Below are 20,210 nucleotides of genomic sequence, written 5' to 3' on the forward strand. Positions count from 1 at the left end.
CCCTCAGGGAAGCCACTCCCGAAGTCCGGCCAGATGCCCGAGTTCCGACTCGACGCGCTGCCTGTCGTCGGCGGTGAGCTCCAGGCCGCGCAGATCGGCGAGCCAGGGGTCGGCGGGCTCGCCCAGGACCGTGGCCAGGTCGATGAGGTGGCACAGGGCGAGGGCCCGCTCGGCCGCCGGGGCGGTGGCGCCGTGCCTGCGCACCGCGGACTTGAGCGCCCGGAACGCCTGGAGGTCGTCGTCCTTGAACTCGCGCAGGATCCGGGCGTTGTCGAGTGCCCTGGCCAGGCCGGTCAGCTTCTTCGACCCGCCGTACTCCAGCTCGTCGGGCTCGTCGCGCTGGACGAAGACGACCGAGTTCCCGGACGGATCGACCAGCGTGAACCGGGACGCGCCGGGCCGGTAGCGGGTGATCCGCGGCAGGCCGGAATGCAGCACCTTCCCGTACGCCCGGCGCATCGCCGCGACGAACGCCGCGTGGTACGGCGCCACCGCGTCGACCATGACCAGGCAGACTCCGGACTCCTCCCGGGCCGGATCCAGCCCCTTGGGCGCCGGGCCGAAACGCAGCTCGAACCCGCTCCACCGCAGCGCCATGTACACGTACGGCTTCTTCTGCTTGTAGGTCACCTCGAATCCCAGCGCCTCATAGAACGCCAGGGTCTCCTCCATCGACGCGCACGGCATCAACGGCATCGTCGTCTCGTTCGGCCGGACCGCGGGCTCACTCAAGCCGTTCCCCTTCCGGAGGTCGTCGCCCCGCGATGGTGGCACCGTCCGGCGAACCCCGCATATGGATCGTTCCAAGGAACGGCCGCCCCGCCCGCGGGCTCTAGGAGCCCAGGTAACCGTCGGTGTAGTCGAGGATGGCGTGCACCTGCTCGGCGACCCGGCGGGGGCAGAGTTCGCCGCGCTCGTCCGGTGCCGCCGGACGGGGCGGGGCGGTGAGCTTGACGTCCGGGTGGCCCTCGCGGTGCGGGCAGGGCTCTTCGCGCGGGGTGAGGTCGAGGGTCGCCAGCGCCTCCCGGTAGAGCGCGACGATGCCGGGCGCGGTGGAGCTCCAGTAGCAGCGCTTGGCGAGCAGGCAGACCGCGATCGCCAGGCGGGGCCGTTCGCCGTCGGGGGCGCCGGCGAGCAGCCGCCGCGCCGACCAGATCGCCGCGTCCTGCGCCCGGTGGTCGACCTGGCTGCCCCGCTGCCGTTCCAGGTCGGTGATCAGGTCGTCGAACGCGGTGCGGCCGTCGGCGGTGAGGTAGCGCGCGTCGAGGTGCCCGGTCCCGGGGGCGTCGAACCGTTCCCGGAGGGTCGAGCGCAGCGTGGCGGCCGTGTCGGCGGCCAGGGGAGCGAGGTGACCCGGGCAGGCGGCGGCCTCGACGGTCCCCGGCGGGCCGATCATCTCGATCAGGGCGGCCATCTCCTCCGGCTCGTCGCAGTCGGCCAGGTCGGGATGCTCGTGGCCGCCCGGGCAGCCCGCGGCGGCGAGCGCCGCCTCGGCGCGCTCCGCCGCCTCGGCCAGCGCCGTGACCAGCGCGCGGTCCGCGATCTTCCAGTGCGTGTACCAGCGGCTCGCCCACAGCGCCGCCAGCATGGCGCGGCCGTGCGGGCCCGTCGGGTCGGCGCTCACCTCGCCGCCGATCCGCCCGAGCAGCTCGGGCGGGTCGGCGTAGGGGTAGCCGTGCGCCATGGAGGCGATCTCGCGCGCCAGGGCCGGGTAGTCGGCGGTGTTCACAGGGGGCTCCGATCCGTCACGGCGGGTGGTTCGATCTTGGGACGGGCCGGTCGGGCGGCGGGTTCCCGCGGGCCACCCGGTTCGTCCGCGCGGAGTTCTCGACCCGCGCGGAAGCGGAGGGCCACCGGCGGACGGTCCCCGCTCCGGCCCGCCGCTCAGCCGCGCAGCCGCGCGTTGAGCCGGGCGGCCTGCCGCGTGAGGTGTTCGCGTTCGGGGAGGCTGGTCGCCGATCGGGCGGCTTCGGCGTAGAGCCGTGCCGCGGTCGTCAGGTCACCGTCACGCTCGTGCAGGTACGCCGCGGCGGCGGTGTGGCGGGGCAGGGCGGGGTCGAGTTCCGCCAGGGCGGCCAGACCGGCCCGCGGGCCGTCGGCCTCGCCGACCGCGACGGCCCGGTTGAGGCGCGCCACCGGGCTGTCGGTGAGGCGCACCAGCTCGTCGTACCACTCGACGATCTGCACCCAGTCGGTCTCCTCGACCGTGCGGGCGTCGGCGTGCAGCGCGGCGACGGCGGCCTGGGCCTGGAACTCGCCCAGGCGGTCGCGGGCGAGCGCCGCCTGGAGCACCTCGACGCCCTGGGCGATCAGGCGGGTGTCCCAGAGGCCGCGGTCCTGCTCGGCGAGGGGCACGAGCCTGCCGCCGGGGCCGGTCCGCGCCGGACGCCGGGCGTGGTGCAGCAGCATGAGCGCGAGCAGGCCCGCGGCCTCCTCGTCGCCGGTCTCGGCCGCCAGCCGGCGGGTGAGCCGGATCGCCTCGGCGGCGAGGTCGACGTCGCCGGAGTAGCCCTCGTTGAAGACCAGGTAGAGCACGCGCAGCACCGTGGCGACGTCCCCGGGCCGGTCGAACCGGACGCCCGACACGGTCCGCTTGGCCCTGCTGATCCGCTGGGCCATGGTCGCCTCCGGCACCAGGTAGGCCCGCGCGATCTGACGTGTGGTCAGGCCGCCGACCGCGCGCAGCGTGAGCGCGACGGCCGAGGCCGGGGTCAGGGACGGGTGCGCGCACAGGAAGTACAGCCGGAGCGTGTCGTCCACCGCCCCGCCGGGGCCGGGCGCGGGCTCGGTCTCGACGCGCGCCTCGCGCTGCCGCCGGGAGGTGTCGGCGCGGGCGGCGTCGAGGAACTTGCGCCAGGCCACGGTGACCAGCCAGCCCTTGGGGTCGCGCGGCGGGTCGTCCGGCCACCCGCGCACGGCCTCGACCAGGGCGTCCTGCACGGCGTCCTCGGCCGCCGCGAAGTCGGCTCCGCGGCGGACGAGGACACCGATCACCGCGGGCACCAGCTCCCGCAGCAGCGACTCGTTCACTCGGTCACCGTGGGTGGCACCGTGTAGAACGGGCGCACCTCCAGCCACTCGTGGACCGGCTTCCCTCCCGCACCGGGAGCGGCGGACAGCTCACCGGCCAGCTCGATCGCCCGCTCGTAACTCTCGACGTCGACCACCATCCAGCCCGCGATCAGGTCCTTGGTCTCCGCGAACGGGCCGTCGGTGACCGGCGGCCGCCCCTCGCCGTCGTAGCGGACGAACGTGCCCTCCGGGGAGAGCGCCTGGGTGTCGACGAACTCGCCGGTGCTCTCCAGCCGGGCGGCGAAGTCCCGCATGTACTGCACGTGGGCCGAGATCTCCTCGGGAGCCCACTGGTCCATCGGCACGTCGTTGACCGGTGCCGGCGCGCCCCGGTAGTGCTTGAGCAGCAGGTACTTGGCCATCGTGTTCTCCTTGGTGTCCTACGGCCCATTGTGGCCGTGTCCGTTCCGGCGCACCTCGCCCGGCGTCCCGCTCAGGCCCGCCGGCGTTCGTCCCGCTGCCGGACCAGCTCCTCGACCGCGCTCGGCAGGGTCGACTCGAAGTCGATCAGCTTGGCCCACGTCGGGGTCACGACGATCCGGACCATGCCGTCGTGGTAGAGCGAACGCACCTCGGCCTCCCACCCGACCCGCTGCTCGGGCGTCATCTGGTAGGTGCTGGTCGCCTTGAGGTACTCGTCCGGGATGCCGTCGACGAAGTCCAGCTCGGCCCGGCCCCGGATGAGCAGGATCGCGGGCGGGTGCACCTCGGTGTCGATCGTCAGGGCGACCATCGGGTTCCCGCCCAGCGCCCGGAGCTTCGGAGCGTTCTTCGAGGTGCACATGACGATCTCCGAGCCGTTCCAGGCGAAGGCGATCGGGATGGCGCGGGGCGTGCCGTCCCTGGCGACGTAGGCCAGGCGGGCCACGTCGCGTGCCAGCAGCTCCCGGCTGGCCGGCCGGTTCAGCACCTCGGCGATCTCGTTCGGTCCCACGGTCGTTCCTCCCTTGTCGTCGCCGGTCGGTCCGGCGGATCGTTCCGGTCGGGCGCGGGCCGTCAGCCGAGCCGCTCGGCCAGCGCGACGACGATGCCCTCGGGGCCGCGGAGGTAGCAGAGGCGGTAGGCGTCCTCGTACCGCACCACCTCGCCGACGAGTTCGGCACCGTGGGCGCGCATGCGGGCGATGACGGCGTCGATGTCGTCGACCGCGAACATGATGCGGCGAATGCCCAGCGTGTTCACCGGCGCGTCCTCCGGCACGCCGTCGAGCGCCTCCGGCATGTGGTACTTCGCCAGCTCGATCCGCCCGTGGCCGTCGGGGGTCCGCATCATCGCCACGTCGACCCGCTGGTCGTCGAGCCCGACGAGCCGCGCCGCCCAAGCCCCCTCGACCAGGGCCTTGCCCTCCAGCTCCATGCCGAGTTCCGTGAAGAACGCGATCACGGCGTCGAGGTCGTCGACGATGATGCCGACGTTGTCCATCCGCTGGATCGTCATGCTGGTTCCCCTTCGTCGCGTGGCCCGTCGTGGCCGCTGATGTGCCTGGGACGGAGCCGCCACCACGTTCTCGACATCCGGAACGCACTGATTTCCAAGAATCCGCGTCTGGCCGTCACGACCCCGGCGGCCACGCCGGACGGCGCGAGGGCGAAGGACCGGCCCAGTCCTAACCTGCCCGGTTTTCCCGCGTACTACGGCGGCCCACCGGCTATCCGGACCACACGCGGTCGCTTATAACGGTGAAGTGACCTCAACCGTGCGGGATCGCCTCTTCGGGGGCTCGCTGCTCGTGGCGATCGTGGCGCTGTTCCTCGGCGGCGGTATCGCGCTCAAGGGTCCCGACCGGTGGCTGACCTACCAGAAAGGGCCCGAGCCCCGGACCTCCGAACTCGGCTCCGAGCCCTGCGGACCCGTGGAGAACGGTTGCGCCACCTACCGGCGGTCCTGGGTGGTCACCGGCGAGATGACGACGGTCTTCCGCCTTGACGGGCTCTTCGGCTCCTGGCTGCGCTGGGACGGCACCCTCGATGGCATGCTCCATGCCGACTTCCACGGAACCTGCCCCGGCGCGACGGTCCGCTGGAGCATTCACGCCGACACCCGGACAGTCGCCTCGGGCGCGCTGTCCACCGTCCCCGGCGAGCGGGCCACCGTGCACGAACCGACGATTCCCGGTGCGGCCACCACCGTCACGCTCACCGCCGCCTGGGACCGAAGGCCGCCGGGCTGCGATTCCTTCACGCTGAACTGGGACGACCCCGAGGTCAACACCGGACTCCTGTGACCCGGAACCGCCCCCGGGCCACCGTTCGAGCCGCGCCCCAACCCTCACACCGAAGGAACCCGTCGACGGGTACCGGGTGCGCCTGCCTTCAGCGGCTGGGCCGCCTCAGGAGCGTCCGGGCACGTTCGAGCCTGCCACGGTGGTCTTCGACCCAGTCGTGGGGAAGGCTCACCGGCAGGGTCACCGAGGTCAGCGACCCGACAGCGTCCTTGACGGTGATCTCGGCCGCCGCCCGCGGCCCGGCCGGACCATGGAACTCGACGGGAACGATCCTCATCTGAGGGCCCCGGCCCTCCTCCATCCATGCGGCTGGACGCCCGGCGGACAGGGAGTCCAGGACCGTCGCCCATTCGTCCAGGTCCTCGTTGAGGAGGAAGACCTCGTCCAGACGGCCATGAGCGAACTCGCTGGTCGCCGTGATCTGGGCTTCGAGGCTCCCCCGAGGATCGGAACCGACGATCTCCACGATGACGCTGTTCTCCCCATCGTCGAACCTGACCAGCTCCACGGGTGTCCCTCCGAGTCACACCGGCCACTGGCGGCGCAGCGGTTCACAGAGGATACGAGTCCCGGCCGTGGCCGCCGTGCCTAGCTCACCGAGAATGTCCGACCCGGGCACTACAGTGCGTTTTCATGAACACACTCCATGCCAGTGCCACCGTGGCGGCCCGACCGTGAGCCGCTACCGGGGGCCCGCCACCCTGATCAGCAGCGACGGGGCCGAGATCGAGGTCTACGTCGACCTGCGCGCCAAGCAGCGGGAATGGTCCGGGACCGTGACGATCGACGACTTCGACGACGCCGGTTCCCCCGACCGGACGCTGAGGCTTCCCGACGGCCGCGAGGGACAGGTCACGCTCGGTGGCTCGGCGGCCTGGTCCGACGTCGTCACGCTGGTCGGAAGCGGTCCGCCGCCCTTCGCCTGAGCGGGCCGCCCGGCTCGCCCGCTAGGAGTTCTTGATCTGCTCGGACAGCATGCGGGCGCTCTCACGGCCGACGAGCAGGAACGGCCCGTTCGGGTCCTTGCTGTCTCGAACGGCGACGGCGTGAGGGAAAGACGCCACTTCAACGCAATGAGAGCCTTCGGTCGCGCCACTGTGAGTCGACTTCCTCCAGATCGGGGCGCTCAAGTCCATTGCTCTTCTAGAACCTTTCGGATGAACGAGCGTGAGTCCTCTATGTTCAAGGCTCGTCCTTGCAGTATAGCGAAGATGTTCGCAAGCTCCGACAGGATTTTGTGCGAACGCACGGTCTCTCCGTCGATGGCCGCGTCCAGAAAACCTGTGACCATCATGTCCGCCTGGGTCGCCAGCGCATATGAAGAGTTGAATCCCAGACTGCGGTAGTTCGAATAACGGGCGATCTGGAGAACGATGTTGTCCCGTTCCGAGAGCTCCAGGAGATGGGCCATCTGGTCGCGCATCACCTCGCGCGAACCCACTTCGCGGTAGAGCGTGCTCTCGTCGAGGATGACGCACAGGGTCGGCGGGGTCGCCCGGGTCAGGATCCGCTGGCGTGCGAGCCGGGTCTGGACGGCGTTGTCGGAGCCGAGGAGGGCTCGGGCGTACGGTTCCGACTGCAGCAGCCCGTCGATGTACATCACTTGCACGGACCGCAGCATCACGGCCGTTCCCTCGGACTCGGAGTAGTCGATTATCGCCTGGGGAAGGTCGCTGCCCTCCACGTACTTCTTCCAAGACTTCACTATCTCGCCACCCGCGTTGAGGAAGGCGTCGAGTTTTTCGGCGTTCTCCCGGGTGCAGCGTGTGGTGCCTTTGATGATGCGGCCGATGTAGGTCGGGCTGACCGGGAACCTGGCGGCCAGTTGCGCGCGGGTGATCTTCGCGGCCTCGCGGTGTTCGTTGACGGTCGCGCCGAAACGGAGCGTTCCCGGTGTGGGCTGGACCTTTCCCATCATCTGCTCCTTCGACTGAACCGAGATGAACTCAACCGCTGGACCGTAGTGGCGTGAACTGACTGTCTGGGCGGTGTTCGCTATCACGTTACGGTGCGCCATGCGTGGATGGAGTGCGTTACGGGAAAGCGACCGGGAGTCACCATCCGGAGGTGGTTGGCATGATCTCCAGTCCGTTGCGGCCGCCTCCGTCCGCACTGTCCGAACCGTCCATTCTGATGATCACTTCGGTGCCGGAGGCGATCAAAAGCGCGCGGGATTTCGCGCGGGGATGGTTCGACGCCAAGGGTTTCGAACCCTGCGTCGTCGGGGTCGCCCTGCTCGTGGTGACCGAGCTGGTCACCAACGCCCACAAGCACGGCAGCGCGCCGGGGGAGGCCATCTCCGTCCGGCTCTACCTGTCGGCGGGCGGGCCGGTGGTGGAGGTCCGGGACGGGGGCGATGCCGAGCCCCGCGTCGTGCCGTTGACGGTGGACTCGTTCTCCGGGCGGGGCCTGGCGATCGTCGCCGAGCTCACGGCCGCCTGGGGCTTCTGGCACCTGCGCTCCGGGGGCAAGGCCGTGTACGCCGTCATGAGGGGAACGGCGGGATGACACCGCGCGCCGCCCCGTTAGCCTGGTTTTCGACGTCTCAGGCGGAGGAGCGGACTCAGATGGCGGAGACCGACCCCCACATCCATGTCGACCGGAAGGTGGCGGAGGCCGGTGCCGCCGTCCGCGACGTGCTCGCATCGACGTTCGGCCTCGTGGGCGACGCCCCGGCCGTCGTCACGACGGGCTGCGGACGCCAGGTGCCCTACGCGATGACCTCTCCCCGCCCCGAGAGCGTCACCTGCCTGGCGTGCCGGGAACACGCGCACCGGGAGCATCTGCGCCTGGCCGACCAGGTCGAGTCCCTGGGCCGGGCCCCCGGTGCGGCCTTCACCGCCGACCAGGCGGCCCGGGTCGCGGAATGGTACCGGGACCTCGCGCGGAGGTTCTCCGGCTGACCGGCCCGCCCGTCAGCCCGTTCGCGCGGCGGAGGCCCTGGGACGGCCCGCCGGGGAGAGAGGGGACGGCTCGGGCGCCGTCCGGGGGAAGGCCCGCCGGTACTCGCCCGGGGAGACCCCCACATGCCTGAGGAAGTGGTGGCGGAGGTTGTTGGCCGTGCCGAGGCCGGTCAGCTCCCCGATCCTCTCGATCGGGAGGTCCGTCGATTCCAGCAGGTGCTGGGCCCGTCCCAGGCGCTGGTTCAGCAGCCACTGGAGCGGGGTGGTCCCGGTGGCCGCCTGGAGCCTGCGGTGGAAGGTCCGCGGGCTCATCGCGGCGCGGCGCGCCAGGTCCTGGACCGTCAGCGGGCGGTCCAGGTGGCTCCGGGCCCAGTCGAGGACGGGGCCGATCCCCTCGTCGTCGGTGTCCGGCACGGACATGTGGATGAACTGCGCCTGGCCGCCGGACCGGTGGGCGGGCACGACCATCCGGCGGGCGAGCTGGTTGGCGACGTGCGCGCCCAGGTCACGGCGGACCAGGTGCAGGCACAGGTCGAGCCCGGCGGTCAGCCCGGCGCTGGTCAGCACGTCGCCGTCGTCCACGTACAGCACCGAGGCGTCGACCCGCACCTTCGGGTAGCGCTCGGCGAGCTGGGCGGTGTGCATCCAGTGGGCGGTGGCGCGGCGCCCGTCCAGGATCCCGGCCTCGGCGAGCGCGAACGCGCCGGTGCACAGGGAGACCATGCGGGCGCCCGCGTCGTACGCGCGCCGCAGCGCCGCGATCAGCGCCGGTGGGAACGGCGCGCCGTCCTCGACGCAGGCGTCGGGCACCGAGGGGACGATGACGGTGTCCGCGCCGGCCAGGTCGTCCAGGCCGTAGGGGGTCCGCAGCGCGAGGCCCGCGCCGGGCGCCGCGCCGTGCCCGTCCCGGGCCCCGGTCCCGCACAGCCGCAGGTCGTACCAGGGGTCGGCCAGGTCGGGCTGCGGCTTCCCGAAGACGGTGCACGGGATGCTCAGCTCGTAGAGGTCCCAGGAGGGGACGTCGATGTCCTCGGTCACGACCACGGCGACAGAACCGGCGCTCATGCCCGCAGCCTATGGCAGGAATTTGGTGATGGCCGTCATTCCTGTCACTGTCGCGGCGTCCGGCCCCCTGCGAGCGTGATCCGCACGTGTTCTCCGTGCGAAGCGACAGGGAGTCGTGAGATGAGTTCTGACAAGCCGGCCGTGACGGTCATCGGGCTGGGGTCGATGGGGTCGGCGCTGGCCGCCGCGCTGCTCGACCGCGGTCACCCGACCACCGTGTGGAACCGTTCGCCGGGCAAGGCCGAGCCCCTGGTCGAGCGGGGCGCGCGCCTGGCCGCGACGCCCGGGGAGGCGGTCGCGGCGAGCCCGCTCGTGATCGCCTGCGTGCTCGACTACGCGGCGCTGTACGCCGTCCTCGACGGGGAGGCGGACGCGCTGGCGGGCAGGGCCCTGGTCAACCTCACCTCCGGCGCGCCGGAGCAGGCGCACGAGGCGGTCGGGTGGGCCCGGGAGCGCGGCGCCGACTACCTCGACGGCGCGATCATGACCACTCCGCCCGGTGTCGGCAGCGCCGAGATGATGTTCCTGTACAGCGGCCCGCGGGCCGTCTTCGAGTCGCACCGCCCGACGCTGGCGGCCCTGGGCGACCCCCTGCACCTGGGGGAGAACCCGGGCCTGGCCTCGCTCTACGACGCCGCCCTGCTCGGCCTGATGTGGGCGACGATGACGGGCTGGCTGCACGGCACCGCGCTGGTCGGCGCGGACGGCACGCCGGCCACGGACTTCACCCCCGTCGCGCTGCGCTGGCTGACGGCCGTGGGCGGGTTCCTGACCACGTACGCGCCGCAGGTGGACGCCGGGCGTTACCCGGGCGACGACGCCACCGTCGACGTGCAGATCGCGGCCATCGGCCACCTCATCCACGCCGCCGAGTCCCGCGGGATCGACAACGCCCTGCCCGAGCTGCTGAAGACCGCCATGGAGAGGACCAGGGACGCGGGCCACGGCTCCGACAGCTACGCGAGCGTGATCGAGGTCCTGCGGACGCGGAAGGAGGAGGGGTGACGGCGCCGACCCTGCGCGGCGTTCCGGCGCCTCCGGCCGCCGGAACGCCCTGGGCGGACCTGCTGGCGGCCACCGCCGACGAGTGCCTCGACGTCATGCTCGGCGCGGCCGGTGCGGACTGGACGCGTCCGGCCCGCGACCTGGACTGGACGTGCCGCCAGACGCTCGATCACCTCGCCCTCGGGCTGGTCGGCTACGCCGGCCTGCTCATCGCCCGGCCCACCGACCGCTACATCACGCTGTTCGCCTCGCTCGACGCTCAGGCCCCCGTCCCGGCCTGCCTGGAGGGCGTCGGGATCGCCGCCTCCCTCCTGGAGTCGACCGTCCGGAACGCGTCCGCCGACGCGCGCGCCTGGCACCCGTGGGGCCACTCCGACCGCACCGGGTTCGCCGCCATGGGGATCACGGAGCTGGTGTTGCACACCCACGACATCGTCCAGGCCCTCGGCGTGCCGTGGACCCCGCCGGACGGCGCGGCCGCCGCCGTCCTCGCCCGGCTCTTCCCCGAGACCCCGCCGGGGCACGCTCCGTCGGACGCCCTGCTGTGGTGCACGGGCCGCGTTCCGCTGCCCGGACTGCCCAGGCGGGCGGGCTGGCAGTGGGACGGGACCGTGCGCTGAACGGGTGATGTCGGCGGGGTTGCTCGGCCGGAGATCAGCGGGGTGGGGGACCTCGACCCTGGGGTGATGCTGGCGGGGTTGCTCGGCCGGAGATCAGCGGGGTGGGGGACCTCAACCCTGGGGTGATGCTGGCGGGGTTGCTCGGGGAGCGGGGGACCTCAACCCCGCCAGCGTGTGAACCCTAGACCCGCGGGCGTCCGTGTCACCGGGTAACCGGGAATCGTCCCGGCTTGCGCGGTATCAGCCCGGGGCGTTGCCGCCGAGCGACCTGGGCAGGTAGTTCTCCACGGCGGCGGGCCGGAAGCCCTGCTGGCGGATCCAGCCCAGGATCGTCTGGAGCTGGCCGGCCAGGCCCTTACGGAAGTGCATCAGGACGATGTCGCCCGGCTTGAAGCCCTGGCCGCCGTCGCCGCGCACGAACGCGTCCCGGACCCCCCTGGGGGATGTGGTGCCGTTGTAGTACTCCGCCGACCACAGCAGGATCGACTTGATGCCGCACTCCTTGGCGACCTGGCGGGTGATGTCGTTCTGGGCCCCGAACGGCGGCCGGAAGATCTCCGGGCGGCGGCCGTACTGCCGGGCGATGGTGTCGGAGGCGTCGCAGATCTGCTGGCGCTGGCCCTCGGCCGACAGGGCGCGCATGTTCTTGTGGCTGACGGTGTGGTTCTCCATGCGCGAGCCCGCGTTGCGCAGCGCCCAGAAGTACTGTCCCTGGTTCTTGACGTAGACCGTGGTCAGGAACGTCATGATCGGGACCTTCTCGCGGCGGACGATGTTGACGAACTCCGGGTCGTACTCGTAGCCGTCGTCGATCGTCAGGAAGACGACCTTCTCCTGGGTCGGGATGTTGGTGATGATCGGCGGCAGGCCGCTCGGGTCGGGCTTGGGCGGCGTCCAGGTCCCGGGCTTGGGCCGCTCCCACTCCTGGTCGGCGAGCACCGCGCTCAGCTCGGTCCTCACCGAGGAGGCCGGGCCGCCGCCCGGCACGCCGCCCCGCACCGCGGGCCAGCCGCCCGCCACCACGCCGATCACCCCGGCCGCCACCGTGGCCAGCACGGGCATCTTCCCTCGCATCGGCGCCGTTCCCCCGTCTCGTCGAGCCGTCACCGTGGTTCCGCATCGGTTGACGCGGCGCACCGCGGCGGAGTTCATCCACTACGCAGGATCTTTTCATGAGATTTTCGGCCGTGGGTGGTATGTCCGTGGGGATCTGACGAGTCTTCGGCGCGCGGTCGGCAGCACTTGCCCTTCGGGACGCCCCCCGGCCGGGCTACCGTCGGGACATGAGGGTGACCGGCACTGCCAGCGTGACCGCGCCGCGCGCGCGGGTCTGGGACGCGTTGCGGAATCCGGCCGTGCTGGCCCGGACGATCCCGGGCTGCCGGTCCCTGGAGACGGTCGGGCCCGACTCCTACGCGATGACGATCACCGCCGGGGTCGCCTCGATCAAGGGCACCTACACCGGGCGGGTCGAGCTGACCGATCCCGACCCGCCGAACGCGTTCACGCTGCGCGCCCGGGGCCAGGGGGCGCCCGGCACGGTCGAGGCGACGGTGCGGGTGACGCTGACCGAGGAGCCGGGGGCGACCCGGATCGGCTACGACGCCGACGCGGTGGTCGGCGGCATGGTCGGCGGGGTGGGGCAGCGGATGCTGGCCGGGGCCGCCAAACGGACCGCGGGGGAGTTCTTCGCCGCCGTCGAGGAGGCCCTGACCGCGCCCGAGCCCGCCGCCGTCCCCGCGACCGCCGCCGAGGCCGCCCCCGCCGGAACGGTCTACGCCGGACGCCCCGAGCCGGTCGTGCCCGGAACGCTCGGCGCGTTCGCGGCGGGCGGGGCTGTCGCGCTCGCCGGGGTCGTCGTCGGCTACCTGATAGGACGGCGCGCGGCCCGTTAGGGCGTCCCCCGGGACGGGGCGCGGCGGCGCAGGCCCGCGCCGCCCAGCAGCAGCGCCGCGACCGTCACGAACGCCGCCCCGATGCCCACGGTGTACCCGGTGACGATCTCGTAGCCGTGGCGGCGGACGTCCAGGAACGGATAGGGGTACCAGCGGGTCGCCGCGCCGTGCGCCAGCACGTACACCAGGTACAGCAGCGGGAACGCCAGCCAGCACGCCAGCGTCCGCCGGGCGGGCAGCCGCCGGGGCGCCAGCGCCAGCCAGTCCAGCGGCGCCACCACCGGCATGACCCGGTGCTGGACCCAGCCCGCCCAGGTGGTGACCGGCCCGTCCAGCACCAGCGCGTACACCGCCCCGGTGATCACCAGGTAGAGGGCGGCGGCCCCGCGCAGCCCGTCCGCCCAGGCGGTGTCCCGCCAGCCGGGCACCGCCCCGGCCAGCAGCGCGCCGCCGCCGATGACGTTGCTGAGCACGGTGAAGTAGCTGAAGAAGTCGACCGCGTCCACGCTGGGGTGGCGCGCCGCGAAGCAGAAGCCCATGGTCCACAGCGCCAGCACCCCGAACGCCAGCCGCCAGCACGTCGACAGCGGGCGCACCGGATCTCACGCGTCCCGGCTCTGGAACAGCACCAGGGCCACCACCAGCACCACGAGCGCGTACAGGGCGAACAGCCCGAGGCCCGTCCAGGGCTCCAGCGACCCCTCCTCCGCGCGCGGCAGCAGGATCGCGCCGCCCGCGTTCGACGGCAGGTACTTGGCGATCGTCGCGCCCCACTCGCCGGGCAGGAACCCGCCCACGATGCCCAGCACGAACAGCACCAGGAACACGGTCACCACCGACCCGGAGGTGTGCCGCAGGATCACCCCGACGCCCAGCGCCAGCAGCGCGATCAACGTCAGGTAAAGGCCGCCGCCGATGACCGCGCGCAGCACGCCCTCGTCGCCCAGCGACCCGTCCAGGTTCTTGGCCGACAGCACGGCCTGGCTGACGAAGAACGACAGGAACGACACCACCAGCCCGGCCACCAGCACCACCAGCGCCAGCACCACCGCCTTGGCCAGCAGGTACTCGGGGCGGCGCGGCATCGCCGTCAGCGCGGTGCGGATCATGCCGGTGGCGTACTCCCCGGTGATCACCAGCACGCCCAGCACCCCGAAGATCACCATGCCGAAGTAGAAGGCGATCTGCATCGGGCTGGTCGGCACGACCGTCGCGCGCTCCGCGGGCGGCAGGTCGTCGTAGGAGGAGGTGAACGCCAGCGCGAACAGCGCCGAGAACCCGACCACCACGGCCGCGCCCGACAGCAGCGTCCAGAACGTCGACTTCACCGTGCGGATCTTGGTCCACTCCGACAGCAGGACGTTCGCGAACGAGGCCCGCGGCGTGAGCTCGCGCGGCGCGGGCCTGCGCGGCTTCGTGTCCTCCATCCCCCTGCGGCTCGGCCTGGTGTCCTCCAGCGCCGCGCCGTTCGGGGCCGCGCCGTTCGGGGCCGCGTCGTCGGGCGTCGGGTCGTGCGGAGTCTTGTCGCTCATGGGAGGTCTCCGTTCCCGGGCGGTGCGGGCGCGTCCCCGAGCGGCGGTGGCGGTGGCGGCGGTTCGGGAAGCCCCGCGTGGTACTCGACGACATCCCCGGTGAGCTGCATGAACGCCTCCTCCAGCGACGGCTGGACGGTGGCGAGCTCGTGCAGCCGCATGCCGTGGTCGGCGGCCAGGTCGCCGATCTCGGCGGCGCGCGCGCCGAACACCTTCAGCGAGAGGTCGGCGACCATCTCCACCCGCCAGCCCCGCGCGGCCATCAGCGGCCCCAGCTCCGACATCTGCGGGGAGCGGACCAGCACGTGGCTGGTGGCGTTGCGGTCGATGAAGTCCTGCATGTCGGTGTCGGCGAGGATGCGGCCCTGGCCGATGACGACCAGATGGTCGGCGGTGATCGCCATCTCGCTCATCAGGTGGCTGGAGACGAAGACGGTGCGGCCCTCGGCGGCGAGCTTGCGCATCAGGCCGCGGATCCAGTGGATGCCCTCGGGGTCCAGGCCGTTGACCGGCTCGTCGAACATCAGCACGGCCGGGTCGCCCAGCAGCGCCGCCGCGATGCCGAGCCGCTGGCCCATGCCCAGCGAGAACCCCCGCGTGGGTTTGCGGGCCACGGCCTGCAGACCGACCATGTCCAGCACCTCGTCCACGCGCTCGCGCGGGATGCCGTTGCTCTGGGCGAGGCACAGCAGGTGGTGGTGGGCGCTGCGGCCCCCGTGCACGGACTTGGCGTCCAGCAGTGCCCCGACCTCGCGCAGCGGCGCGGCGAGGCGGCTGTAGTGGCGGCCGTTGACGGTGACGTGCCCGGCGGTGGGCCGGTCCAGACCGAGGATCATGCGCATGGTGGTGGACTTGCCCGCGCCGTTGGGACCCAGGAAGCCGGTGACCTGGCCGGGGAGCACGGTGAAGCTCACCTGGTTGACCGCGAGCTTGCTCCCGAACCGCTTCGTCAGCCCCCGCGCCTCGATCATGATGTGTCGATACCGACGCCCTACGGGGCGGAAACGGGGACGGCGGCCAACCGGAGGAGGATTTGACTCCCGGTTGGCCGCCGTTTGGGCTGTTCGCGGGTCAGTGCACCTCGACCAGGTCCACCACGAAGATCAGCGTTTCGCCCGGCTTGATCCGCGGGCTGGGGCTGCGGTCGCCGTAGGCCAGGTGCGGGGGGATCACCAGCTTGCGGCGGCCGCCGACCTTCATGCCGGGGATGCCCATGTCCCAGCCCTTGATGACGCGGCCCTCGCCGATGGTGAAGGTGAACGGGGCGCCGCGGTTCCAGGAGGCGTCGAACTCCTCGCCGGTGGACCAGGACACGCCCACGTACTGCATGGAGACGGTGGAGCCCTTGGTGGCCTCCGGGCCGTCCCCGACTTCGATGTCGGTGATGTCGAGGATCTGGGGCGGCTGGCCCTCGGGGAAGTCGATCTCAGGGCGGTCAAGCGCCATTGCCTGGGCTCCATGCTCGTAGACGTACGGTCGTTCGGACGGTCCAGCGTAGCGGCGGGTGCGTCCTGCCGAAGAACCGGCGCTCCGCCTGGCAGGAACCGACGGTTTCCCGGCGGGGCCGGTGCCGGTATGTCTGGGGAATGGCGCGGCTGCGGATCGGCATCGACACCGGCGGGACGTTCACCGACGTGGTGGCGTTGGACGAGGACACCGGCCGGATCGTCACGGCGAAGACGCCGTCCACCCCGGCCGACCCCGCCGAGGGGTTCGGCACCGCCGTCGCGCTGGCGCTGGACCTGGCCCTGGGACCGGGCGAGGCGGCGGCGGACGCGGTGGCGGCGCTGGCGCACGGCACGACCGTCGCGACCAACCGGCTGCTGGAGGACCGGATCGACGACCTGGGGTTCGTCACCACCGAGGGCTTCGAGGCCGTGCTGGAGATCGCCCGGCAGAGCGTCCCCGACGGGTACGGCAACTCCTACTTCTGGGTCAAACCGCCCCGGATCGTGCCCGCGCACCGGGTGCGGACGGTCGGCGGGCGGCTGGACGCCACCGGCGCGGAGGTGCGGCCGTTCGACGAGGCCGGGGCGGTCGCGGCGGCCCGCTGGTTCCGGGAGCGGGGGATCGGCGCGATCGGGGTGTGCTTCCTGCACTCCTACGCCGACCCCCGCCACGAGCTGGCGATGCGGGAGGTGCTGCGGCGCGAGCACCCGGACGCGGTGGTGTCGCTGTCGTGCGAGGTGCTGCGCGAGTACCGCGAGTACGAACGGTCGGTCACCACCCTCGTCGACGCCGCCGTGAAACCCGCCGTGAGCCGCTACCTGGGCCGGATCACCGGACGCGCCCCCGCCCGGCCGCTGGTGATGAAGAGCAACGGCGGCGTCGTGTCCGCCGACGAGGCGGCCCGCCAGCCGATCGCCACGGTCCTGTCCGGCCCGGCCGCCGGGGCGCTGGGCGCGGCGTTCGTGGCCGCCGCCGGCGGCCACCGGTCGGTGGTCACCCTGGACGGCGGCGGCACCTCCACCGACGTGGCCGTGGTGCTGGACGGCGCGCCCGCCCTCACCACCGAGGGCGCGGTCGGCCGGCACCCGGTCCGCATCCCGATGATCGACATCGTGACGGTCGGGGCGGGCGGCGGGTCGGTGGCGGAGCTGACGCCCGAGGGCACGCTGAAGGTCGGGCCGCGCAGCGCCGGGGCCGACCCCGGCCCGCTGTGCTACGGGCGCGGCGGCGAGGAGGTGACGGTCACCGACGCCCACGCCGTGCTCGGCCGCATACCGCCGCACCTGCTGGGCGGCCGGATCGAGCTGGACGTGCTGCTCGCGCACCTGGGCGTCGAGCGCCTCGCCCGCCGCCTGGGGCTGGAGGCCGAGCGCGCCGCCGCCGGGATCCTGGAGATCTCCGCCTGGAACCAGGCCAACGCCATCCGCCGGATCACCGTCGGGCGGGGCCTGGACGTGCGGGACTTCTCCCTGGTGGCGTTCGGCGGGTCGGGGCCGCTGCTGGCGTGCCGCCTGCTGGACGTGCTCGGCCTGCCCTCCGCCGTGATCCCGCGCGACCCGGGCAACCTGTCGGCGTTCGGGCTGCTCACCGTCGACGTCCGCAACGACTACGTGCGCACCCGCGTCGCCCGCGACGCCGAACTCGACCTCGCCGGACTGGGCGCGGGCTACGCCGAGCTGGAGGCCCAGGCCGCCGCCGCGCTGGACCGCGAGGGGTTCCCGGCCGGGCGCCGCCGCTTCGAGCGCTCGGCCGACCTGCGCTACCACGGGCAGGCGTTCGAGGTGCGGGTCGCCGCCCCGCCCGGCCCGGTCGGCGACGCGTTCCGCGCCGAGGTCGTCCGCCGCTTCCACGACGCCCACGAGGCGCTGTACGGCTACTGCTACCGCGACGACGCGACCCGCCACCCCGTCGAGTGGGTGAACCTGCGGGTCTCGGGCGTCGGCCCGATCGTCCGCCCCGCCCTGGACACCCGCCCGGCCGGCGACGGCGACGCCGGACGCGCCCGCACCGGCGTCCGCGACGTCTACTTCGACGACTGGACCCCCGCCCCGGTCTACCGCCGCGACGCCCTGGAACCCGGCGACGTGGTCGAGGGACCGGCCGTGATCGAGGAGTACGGCTCGACCCTGCCGCTGCACCCCGGCTTCCGCGCCCGGACCGATCCCCACGGCAACCTGGTGGTGACACGTGACTGACCCGATCCTCATCGAGATCGTCCAGGGGACGCTGGCGTCCGTGGAGCGCGAGGTCGAGACCGCCATCGCGCGCACCGCCCGGTCCCCGATGATCCGCGACGCGCACGACTTCCGCGCCGGGATCCACGACCGGCGGATGCGCAAGCTCACCGGGCGTTCCTATTCGGCGCTGGTGCAGCCGGTCGTGCGGGACTTCCCGCTGGACACGATGCGGCCCGGCGACGTGTTCTTCCACAACGACGTCTACCTGTCGGAGGGCGGCATCGGCCACCTGCCCGACCTGTGCGTGACGGTGCCGGTGTTCCACGGTGGCGAGGTGGTGGCGTTCGTGCAGGCGTTCGGGCACCACGACGACATCGGCGGCGCGGTGCCCGGCTCGATGCCGAGCCACGCCCGCAGCGCGTTCGAGGAGGGCCTGATGGTCCCGCCGATCAGGCTGTGGGACCGGGGCGTGCCCAACGAGGCCGCGCTGCGCATCATGACCCGCAACTCCCGCATGCCCGACTCCCTGGCCGGGGACCTGGACGCCGAGTGCTCCGCGTGCCTGATGGGCGCGCGCCGCCTGGCCGAGGTGTTCGACCGGTACGGGCGCGCCGCCGTCGAGGGGTGCTTCGACGCGATCATCGAGCGGACGACCGGGACGTTCCGCCGCGAGCTCCTGGCCAAGATCCCCGACGGGACGTACGCGTGGGAGGACTACGCCGAGCACGACGGCGTGGACCCGCCGCGCCTGCACGCCCAGCGCATCACCCTGACGGTGGACAAGAGCGCCGCCGTCCCGCTGGTCATCGACTTCACCGGCACGTCCCCGCAGGCCAAGGGCCCGATCAACCACGCGGGCGACTACGCCGACGGGGTGTTCCTCAAGAAGTGGCTCGCGCCGATCCTGCGCAACCTCGCCGACACCCCCGAACGCGCCGCCGAACTCGACGTGAACGAGGGCGTCGTCCCGCTGGTCGAGATGCGCTTCCCCGGCAAGGGCACCCTGCTCACCCCGGTCTTCCCCGCGCCCACCAACGCCCGCACGTTCGTCATCCTGCGGCTGCTGGGCGTGCTGGCCGGGGTGCTGGCCAAGGCGACCGGCGGCCGGATGCCCGCCGACCAGGAGACCATCCGCTACACCGGCGTGTACGGCGAGGACGACCGGGGCCCGTACCTGATGCGGGAGGTGCTGGGCGGCGGCTCGGGCGGGCGCCCGTACGCCGACGGGGAGGACACCGTGCACGTCGTGCCCGACTCGCGCAACATCCCCGTCGAGTTCGCCGAGGCCCGCTGGCCGCTGCGGGTCGAACGCCTCGGCCTGGCCGCAGACTCCGGGGGCCCCGGCGCGCACCGGGGCGGCCTCGGCTACGACAAACACATCCGGATGCTGCGCGACGCCCACTACATGTCGATCGCCGACCGTTCGATCCTGTCGTGCTGGGGCGTCAACGGCGGGCGCGCGGGCCGCCCGTTCCGCGTGGACATCGACGGCGTGGAGATGGACGGGCTGGTGGACGACTTCCCCGTCCGCGCGGGCCAGGTCATCCGGATCCGCACCACCGGGGGCGGCGGGTGGGGCGACCCGTTCGACCGCGACCCCGCCCTGGTCGCCGCCGACGTCCGCGACGGCAAGGTCACCGCCGCCGGGGCCCGCGACGACTACGGCGTGGTCCTGGCGGACGACGGGACCGTGGACGAGACCGCCACCGCCGGGCTCCGCGACCGCCTGCGCGCCGAACGCGGCCCGGCGCCGTTCTTCGACCGAGGTCCCGGCTACCCCCGGCTGTCGGGCGGCCGCACCTCCTCCGACCTGGACTGAGCCTCCTCAGCGGCGTCCCGCCACGGCCCCGGGGTCAGGCCGGGAGCAGTTCGCGGCCGGTGGCCAGCAGGCGGCGGGCCCGGGGGAACGATCCCAGGCGTTCGTCCAGCCTGTCGTAGGCGGACGCGAGTGTGGCCCGGCCCACGCCTCGGGCCTCCAGCAGGTCCGCCAGCCACCGGGTCTGCGAGGTCATCAGGTCGGCGTCGTCGACCAGCAGCGCCGCCGACAGGAAGCCGGTGACGTACGGCCCGCAGTCGTGGACCTCCTCCGCCTGGTAGAGGTCGGCCGGCCCGGTCGTGCGGGTCCCGTCCAGCAGCACCTCGGCCACCTCCGCGCCGAGCACCGCCTCGCGCCGGGCGAACGCCGCGTGCTCGTCGTCGAGGCCCGGCGCGGGCGGCGCGGGATCGGCGAACGCGGGCCAGCCGGCGGCCAGCCGGGTCGCCGCCCGG

Annotated in this window: 24 protein-coding genes and 1 pseudogene; 9 read left to right on the plus strand and 16 right to left on the minus strand. The window is 72.8% G+C overall.

The genetic code is table 11. The annotated features are described in order from the left end of the window. Positions 1-3: 3 nt before the first annotated feature. The 6 genes from AKI01S_RS35390 to AKI01S_RS35415 all read right to left on the minus strand — a co-directional run bounded on the left by AKI01S_RS35390 (position 4) and on the right by AKI01S_RS35415 (position 4,494). The gene (locus AKI01S_RS35390; protein ID WP_067827931.1) at positions 4-732 is read right to left on the minus strand and encodes a DUF8817 family protein; all 729 of its coding nucleotides are present in this window, start codon (positions 730-732) and stop codon (positions 4-6) included. Positions 733-832: 100 nt separating this feature from the next. Then, positions 833-1,729, minus strand: coding sequence for a hypothetical protein (locus AKI01S_RS35395; RefSeq protein WP_067827934.1), 897 nt, complete (start codon positions 1,727-1,729; stop codon positions 833-835). Positions 1,730-1,884: 155 nt separating this feature from the next. Then, positions 1,885-3,030 (minus strand): RNA polymerase sigma factor, encoded by a 1,146-nt coding sequence (locus AKI01S_RS35400; RefSeq protein WP_067827937.1) that lies wholly within the window; start codon positions 3,028-3,030, stop codon positions 1,885-1,887. Next, positions 3,027-3,434, minus strand: coding sequence for a YciI family protein (locus AKI01S_RS35405; RefSeq protein ID WP_067827940.1), 408 nt, complete (start codon positions 3,432-3,434; stop codon positions 3,027-3,029). The genes AKI01S_RS35400 and AKI01S_RS35405 overlap by 4 nt, the downstream gene beginning before the upstream one ends. Positions 3,435-3,505: 71 nt before the next feature. Continuing rightward, positions 3,506-4,006: a pyridoxamine 5'-phosphate oxidase family protein gene (locus tag AKI01S_RS35410; protein ID WP_067827943.1), complete on the minus strand. Its 501-nt coding sequence runs from the start codon at positions 4,004-4,006 to the stop codon at positions 3,506-3,508. A 62-nt stretch (positions 4,007-4,068) separates the two neighbouring features. Beyond that, positions 4,069-4,494 (minus strand): VOC family protein, encoded by a 426-nt coding sequence (locus tag AKI01S_RS35415; RefSeq protein WP_218009939.1) that lies wholly within the window; start codon positions 4,492-4,494, stop codon positions 4,069-4,071. Between the two features lie 262 nt (positions 4,495-4,756). Between AKI01S_RS35415 and AKI01S_RS35420 the strand changes: the two genes are divergently transcribed. After that, positions 4,757-5,296, plus strand: a complete 540-nt coding sequence (locus AKI01S_RS35420; protein WP_218009938.1) for a hypothetical protein — start codon at positions 4,757-4,759, stop codon at positions 5,294-5,296. 88 nt (positions 5,297-5,384) lie between these two features. On the opposite strand, the gene AKI01S_RS35425 is transcribed toward AKI01S_RS35420, so the two are convergent. Then, positions 5,385-5,804: a DUF5959 family protein gene (locus AKI01S_RS35425; protein ID WP_067827951.1), complete on the minus strand. Its 420-nt coding sequence runs from the start codon at positions 5,802-5,804 to the stop codon at positions 5,385-5,387. A 166-nt stretch (positions 5,805-5,970) separates the two neighbouring features. Here AKI01S_RS35425 and AKI01S_RS35430 point away from each other — a divergent pair, with 166 nt between their 5' ends. Then, the gene (locus tag AKI01S_RS35430) at positions 5,971-6,222 is read left to right on the plus strand and encodes a DUF4873 domain-containing protein (RefSeq protein WP_067827954.1); all 252 of its coding nucleotides are present in this window, start codon (positions 5,971-5,973) and stop codon (positions 6,220-6,222) included. Positions 6,223-6,243: 21 nt separating this feature from the next. On the opposite strand, the gene AKI01S_RS35435 is transcribed toward AKI01S_RS35430, so the two are convergent. Together AKI01S_RS35435 and AKI01S_RS35440 are read right to left on the minus strand one after the other, a co-directional pair. Continuing rightward, positions 6,244-6,432, minus strand: coding sequence for a DUF397 domain-containing protein (locus tag AKI01S_RS35435; protein WP_067827957.1), 189 nt, complete (start codon positions 6,430-6,432; stop codon positions 6,244-6,246). Next, complete coding sequence (locus AKI01S_RS35440) at positions 6,423-7,313, minus strand: helix-turn-helix domain-containing protein (RefSeq protein WP_084000572.1); 891 nt, start codon at positions 7,311-7,313, stop codon at positions 6,423-6,425. The genes AKI01S_RS35435 and AKI01S_RS35440 overlap by 10 nt, the downstream gene beginning before the upstream one ends. A 116-nt stretch (positions 7,314-7,429) precedes the next feature. Between AKI01S_RS35440 and AKI01S_RS35445 the strand changes: the two genes are divergently transcribed. Both AKI01S_RS35445 and AKI01S_RS35450 read left to right on the plus strand, forming a co-directional pair. Then, entirely contained in the window at positions 7,430-7,804 is a 375-nt protein-coding gene (locus AKI01S_RS35445) for an ATP-binding protein (RefSeq protein WP_169814069.1), read from the plus strand. Between the two features lie 59 nt (positions 7,805-7,863). Continuing rightward, on the plus strand, positions 7,864-8,199 hold the full coding sequence (locus tag AKI01S_RS35450; RefSeq protein WP_067827965.1) for a hypothetical protein: 336 nt from the start codon (positions 7,864-7,866) through the stop codon (positions 8,197-8,199). 12 nt (positions 8,200-8,211) lie between these two features. Here AKI01S_RS35450 and AKI01S_RS35455 read toward each other — a convergent pair whose 3' ends face one another. Then, positions 8,212-9,264, minus strand: a complete 1,053-nt coding sequence (locus AKI01S_RS35455; RefSeq protein ID WP_067827967.1) for a GlxA family transcriptional regulator — start codon at positions 9,262-9,264, stop codon at positions 8,212-8,214. A 120-nt stretch (positions 9,265-9,384) separates the two neighbouring features. Between AKI01S_RS35455 and AKI01S_RS35460 the strand changes: the two genes are divergently transcribed. Both AKI01S_RS35460 and AKI01S_RS35465 read left to right on the plus strand, forming a co-directional pair. After that, positions 9,385-10,269, plus strand: coding sequence for an NAD(P)-dependent oxidoreductase (locus AKI01S_RS35460; protein WP_067827970.1), 885 nt, complete (start codon positions 9,385-9,387; stop codon positions 10,267-10,269). Next, positions 10,266-10,889 (plus strand): maleylpyruvate isomerase N-terminal domain-containing protein, encoded by a 624-nt coding sequence (locus tag AKI01S_RS35465; protein WP_067827973.1) that lies wholly within the window; start codon positions 10,266-10,268, stop codon positions 10,887-10,889. Before AKI01S_RS35460 ends, AKI01S_RS35465 begins: the two co-directional genes overlap by 4 nt. Positions 10,890-11,129: 240 nt before the next feature. Here AKI01S_RS35465 and AKI01S_RS35470 read toward each other — a convergent pair whose 3' ends face one another. Further along, on the minus strand, positions 11,130-11,963 hold the full coding sequence (locus AKI01S_RS35470; RefSeq protein ID WP_067827976.1) for a polysaccharide deacetylase family protein: 834 nt from the start codon (positions 11,961-11,963) through the stop codon (positions 11,130-11,132). Positions 11,964-12,172: 209 nt separating this feature from the next. Between AKI01S_RS35470 and AKI01S_RS35475 the strand changes: the two genes are divergently transcribed. Further along, the gene (locus tag AKI01S_RS35475; RefSeq protein ID WP_067827979.1) at positions 12,173-12,784 is read left to right on the plus strand and encodes an SRPBCC family protein; all 612 of its coding nucleotides are present in this window, start codon (positions 12,173-12,175) and stop codon (positions 12,782-12,784) included. Here AKI01S_RS35475 and AKI01S_RS35480 read toward each other — a convergent pair. The 4 genes from AKI01S_RS35480 to AKI01S_RS35495 form a co-directional block, all read right to left on the minus strand. Next, positions 12,781-13,380 (minus strand): Pr6Pr family membrane protein, encoded by a 600-nt coding sequence (locus AKI01S_RS35480; protein WP_067827980.1) that lies wholly within the window; start codon positions 13,378-13,380, stop codon positions 12,781-12,783. The genes AKI01S_RS35475 and AKI01S_RS35480 overlap by 4 nt on opposite strands. 6 nt (positions 13,381-13,386) lie before the next feature. Next, positions 13,387-14,316: a DUF2705 family protein gene (locus AKI01S_RS35485; RefSeq protein ID WP_245681916.1), complete on the minus strand. Its 930-nt coding sequence runs from the start codon at positions 14,314-14,316 to the stop codon at positions 13,387-13,389. Continuing rightward, a complete protein-coding gene (locus AKI01S_RS35490; protein ID WP_067827983.1) occupies positions 14,313-15,287 on the minus strand; it encodes an ABC transporter ATP-binding protein in 975 nt (324 codons plus the stop codon). The genes AKI01S_RS35485 and AKI01S_RS35490 overlap by 4 nt, the downstream gene beginning before the upstream one ends. Before the next feature lie 100 nt (positions 15,288-15,387). Next, positions 15,388-15,762 (minus strand): FKBP-type peptidyl-prolyl cis-trans isomerase, encoded by a 375-nt coding sequence (locus tag AKI01S_RS35495; protein ID WP_067827987.1) that lies wholly within the window; start codon positions 15,760-15,762, stop codon positions 15,388-15,390. Positions 15,763-15,902: 140 nt separating this feature from the next. On the opposite strand from AKI01S_RS35495, the gene AKI01S_RS35500 reads away from it, so the two are divergent. Both AKI01S_RS35500 and AKI01S_RS35505 read left to right on the plus strand, forming a co-directional pair. Next, on the plus strand, positions 15,903-17,960 hold the full coding sequence (locus AKI01S_RS35500; protein WP_067827990.1) for a hydantoinase/oxoprolinase family protein: 2,058 nt from the start codon (positions 15,903-15,905) through the stop codon (positions 17,958-17,960). Further along, complete coding sequence (locus AKI01S_RS35505; protein WP_067827993.1) at positions 17,953-19,761, plus strand: hydantoinase B/oxoprolinase family protein; 1,809 nt, start codon at positions 17,953-17,955, stop codon at positions 19,759-19,761. The genes AKI01S_RS35500 and AKI01S_RS35505 overlap by 8 nt, the downstream gene beginning before the upstream one ends. Positions 19,762-19,795: 34 nt before the next feature. Here AKI01S_RS35505 and AKI01S_RS52015 read toward each other — a convergent pair. Continuing rightward, positions 19,796-20,210, minus strand: a pseudogene (locus AKI01S_RS52015) (hypothetical protein); the annotation flags it as partial.

The sequence above is a fragment of the Actinomadura kijaniata NBRC 14229 genome, assembly GCF_001552175.1.
Classification (GTDB): domain Bacteria; phylum Actinomycetota; class Actinomycetes; order Streptosporangiales; family Streptosporangiaceae; genus Spirillospora; species Spirillospora kijaniata.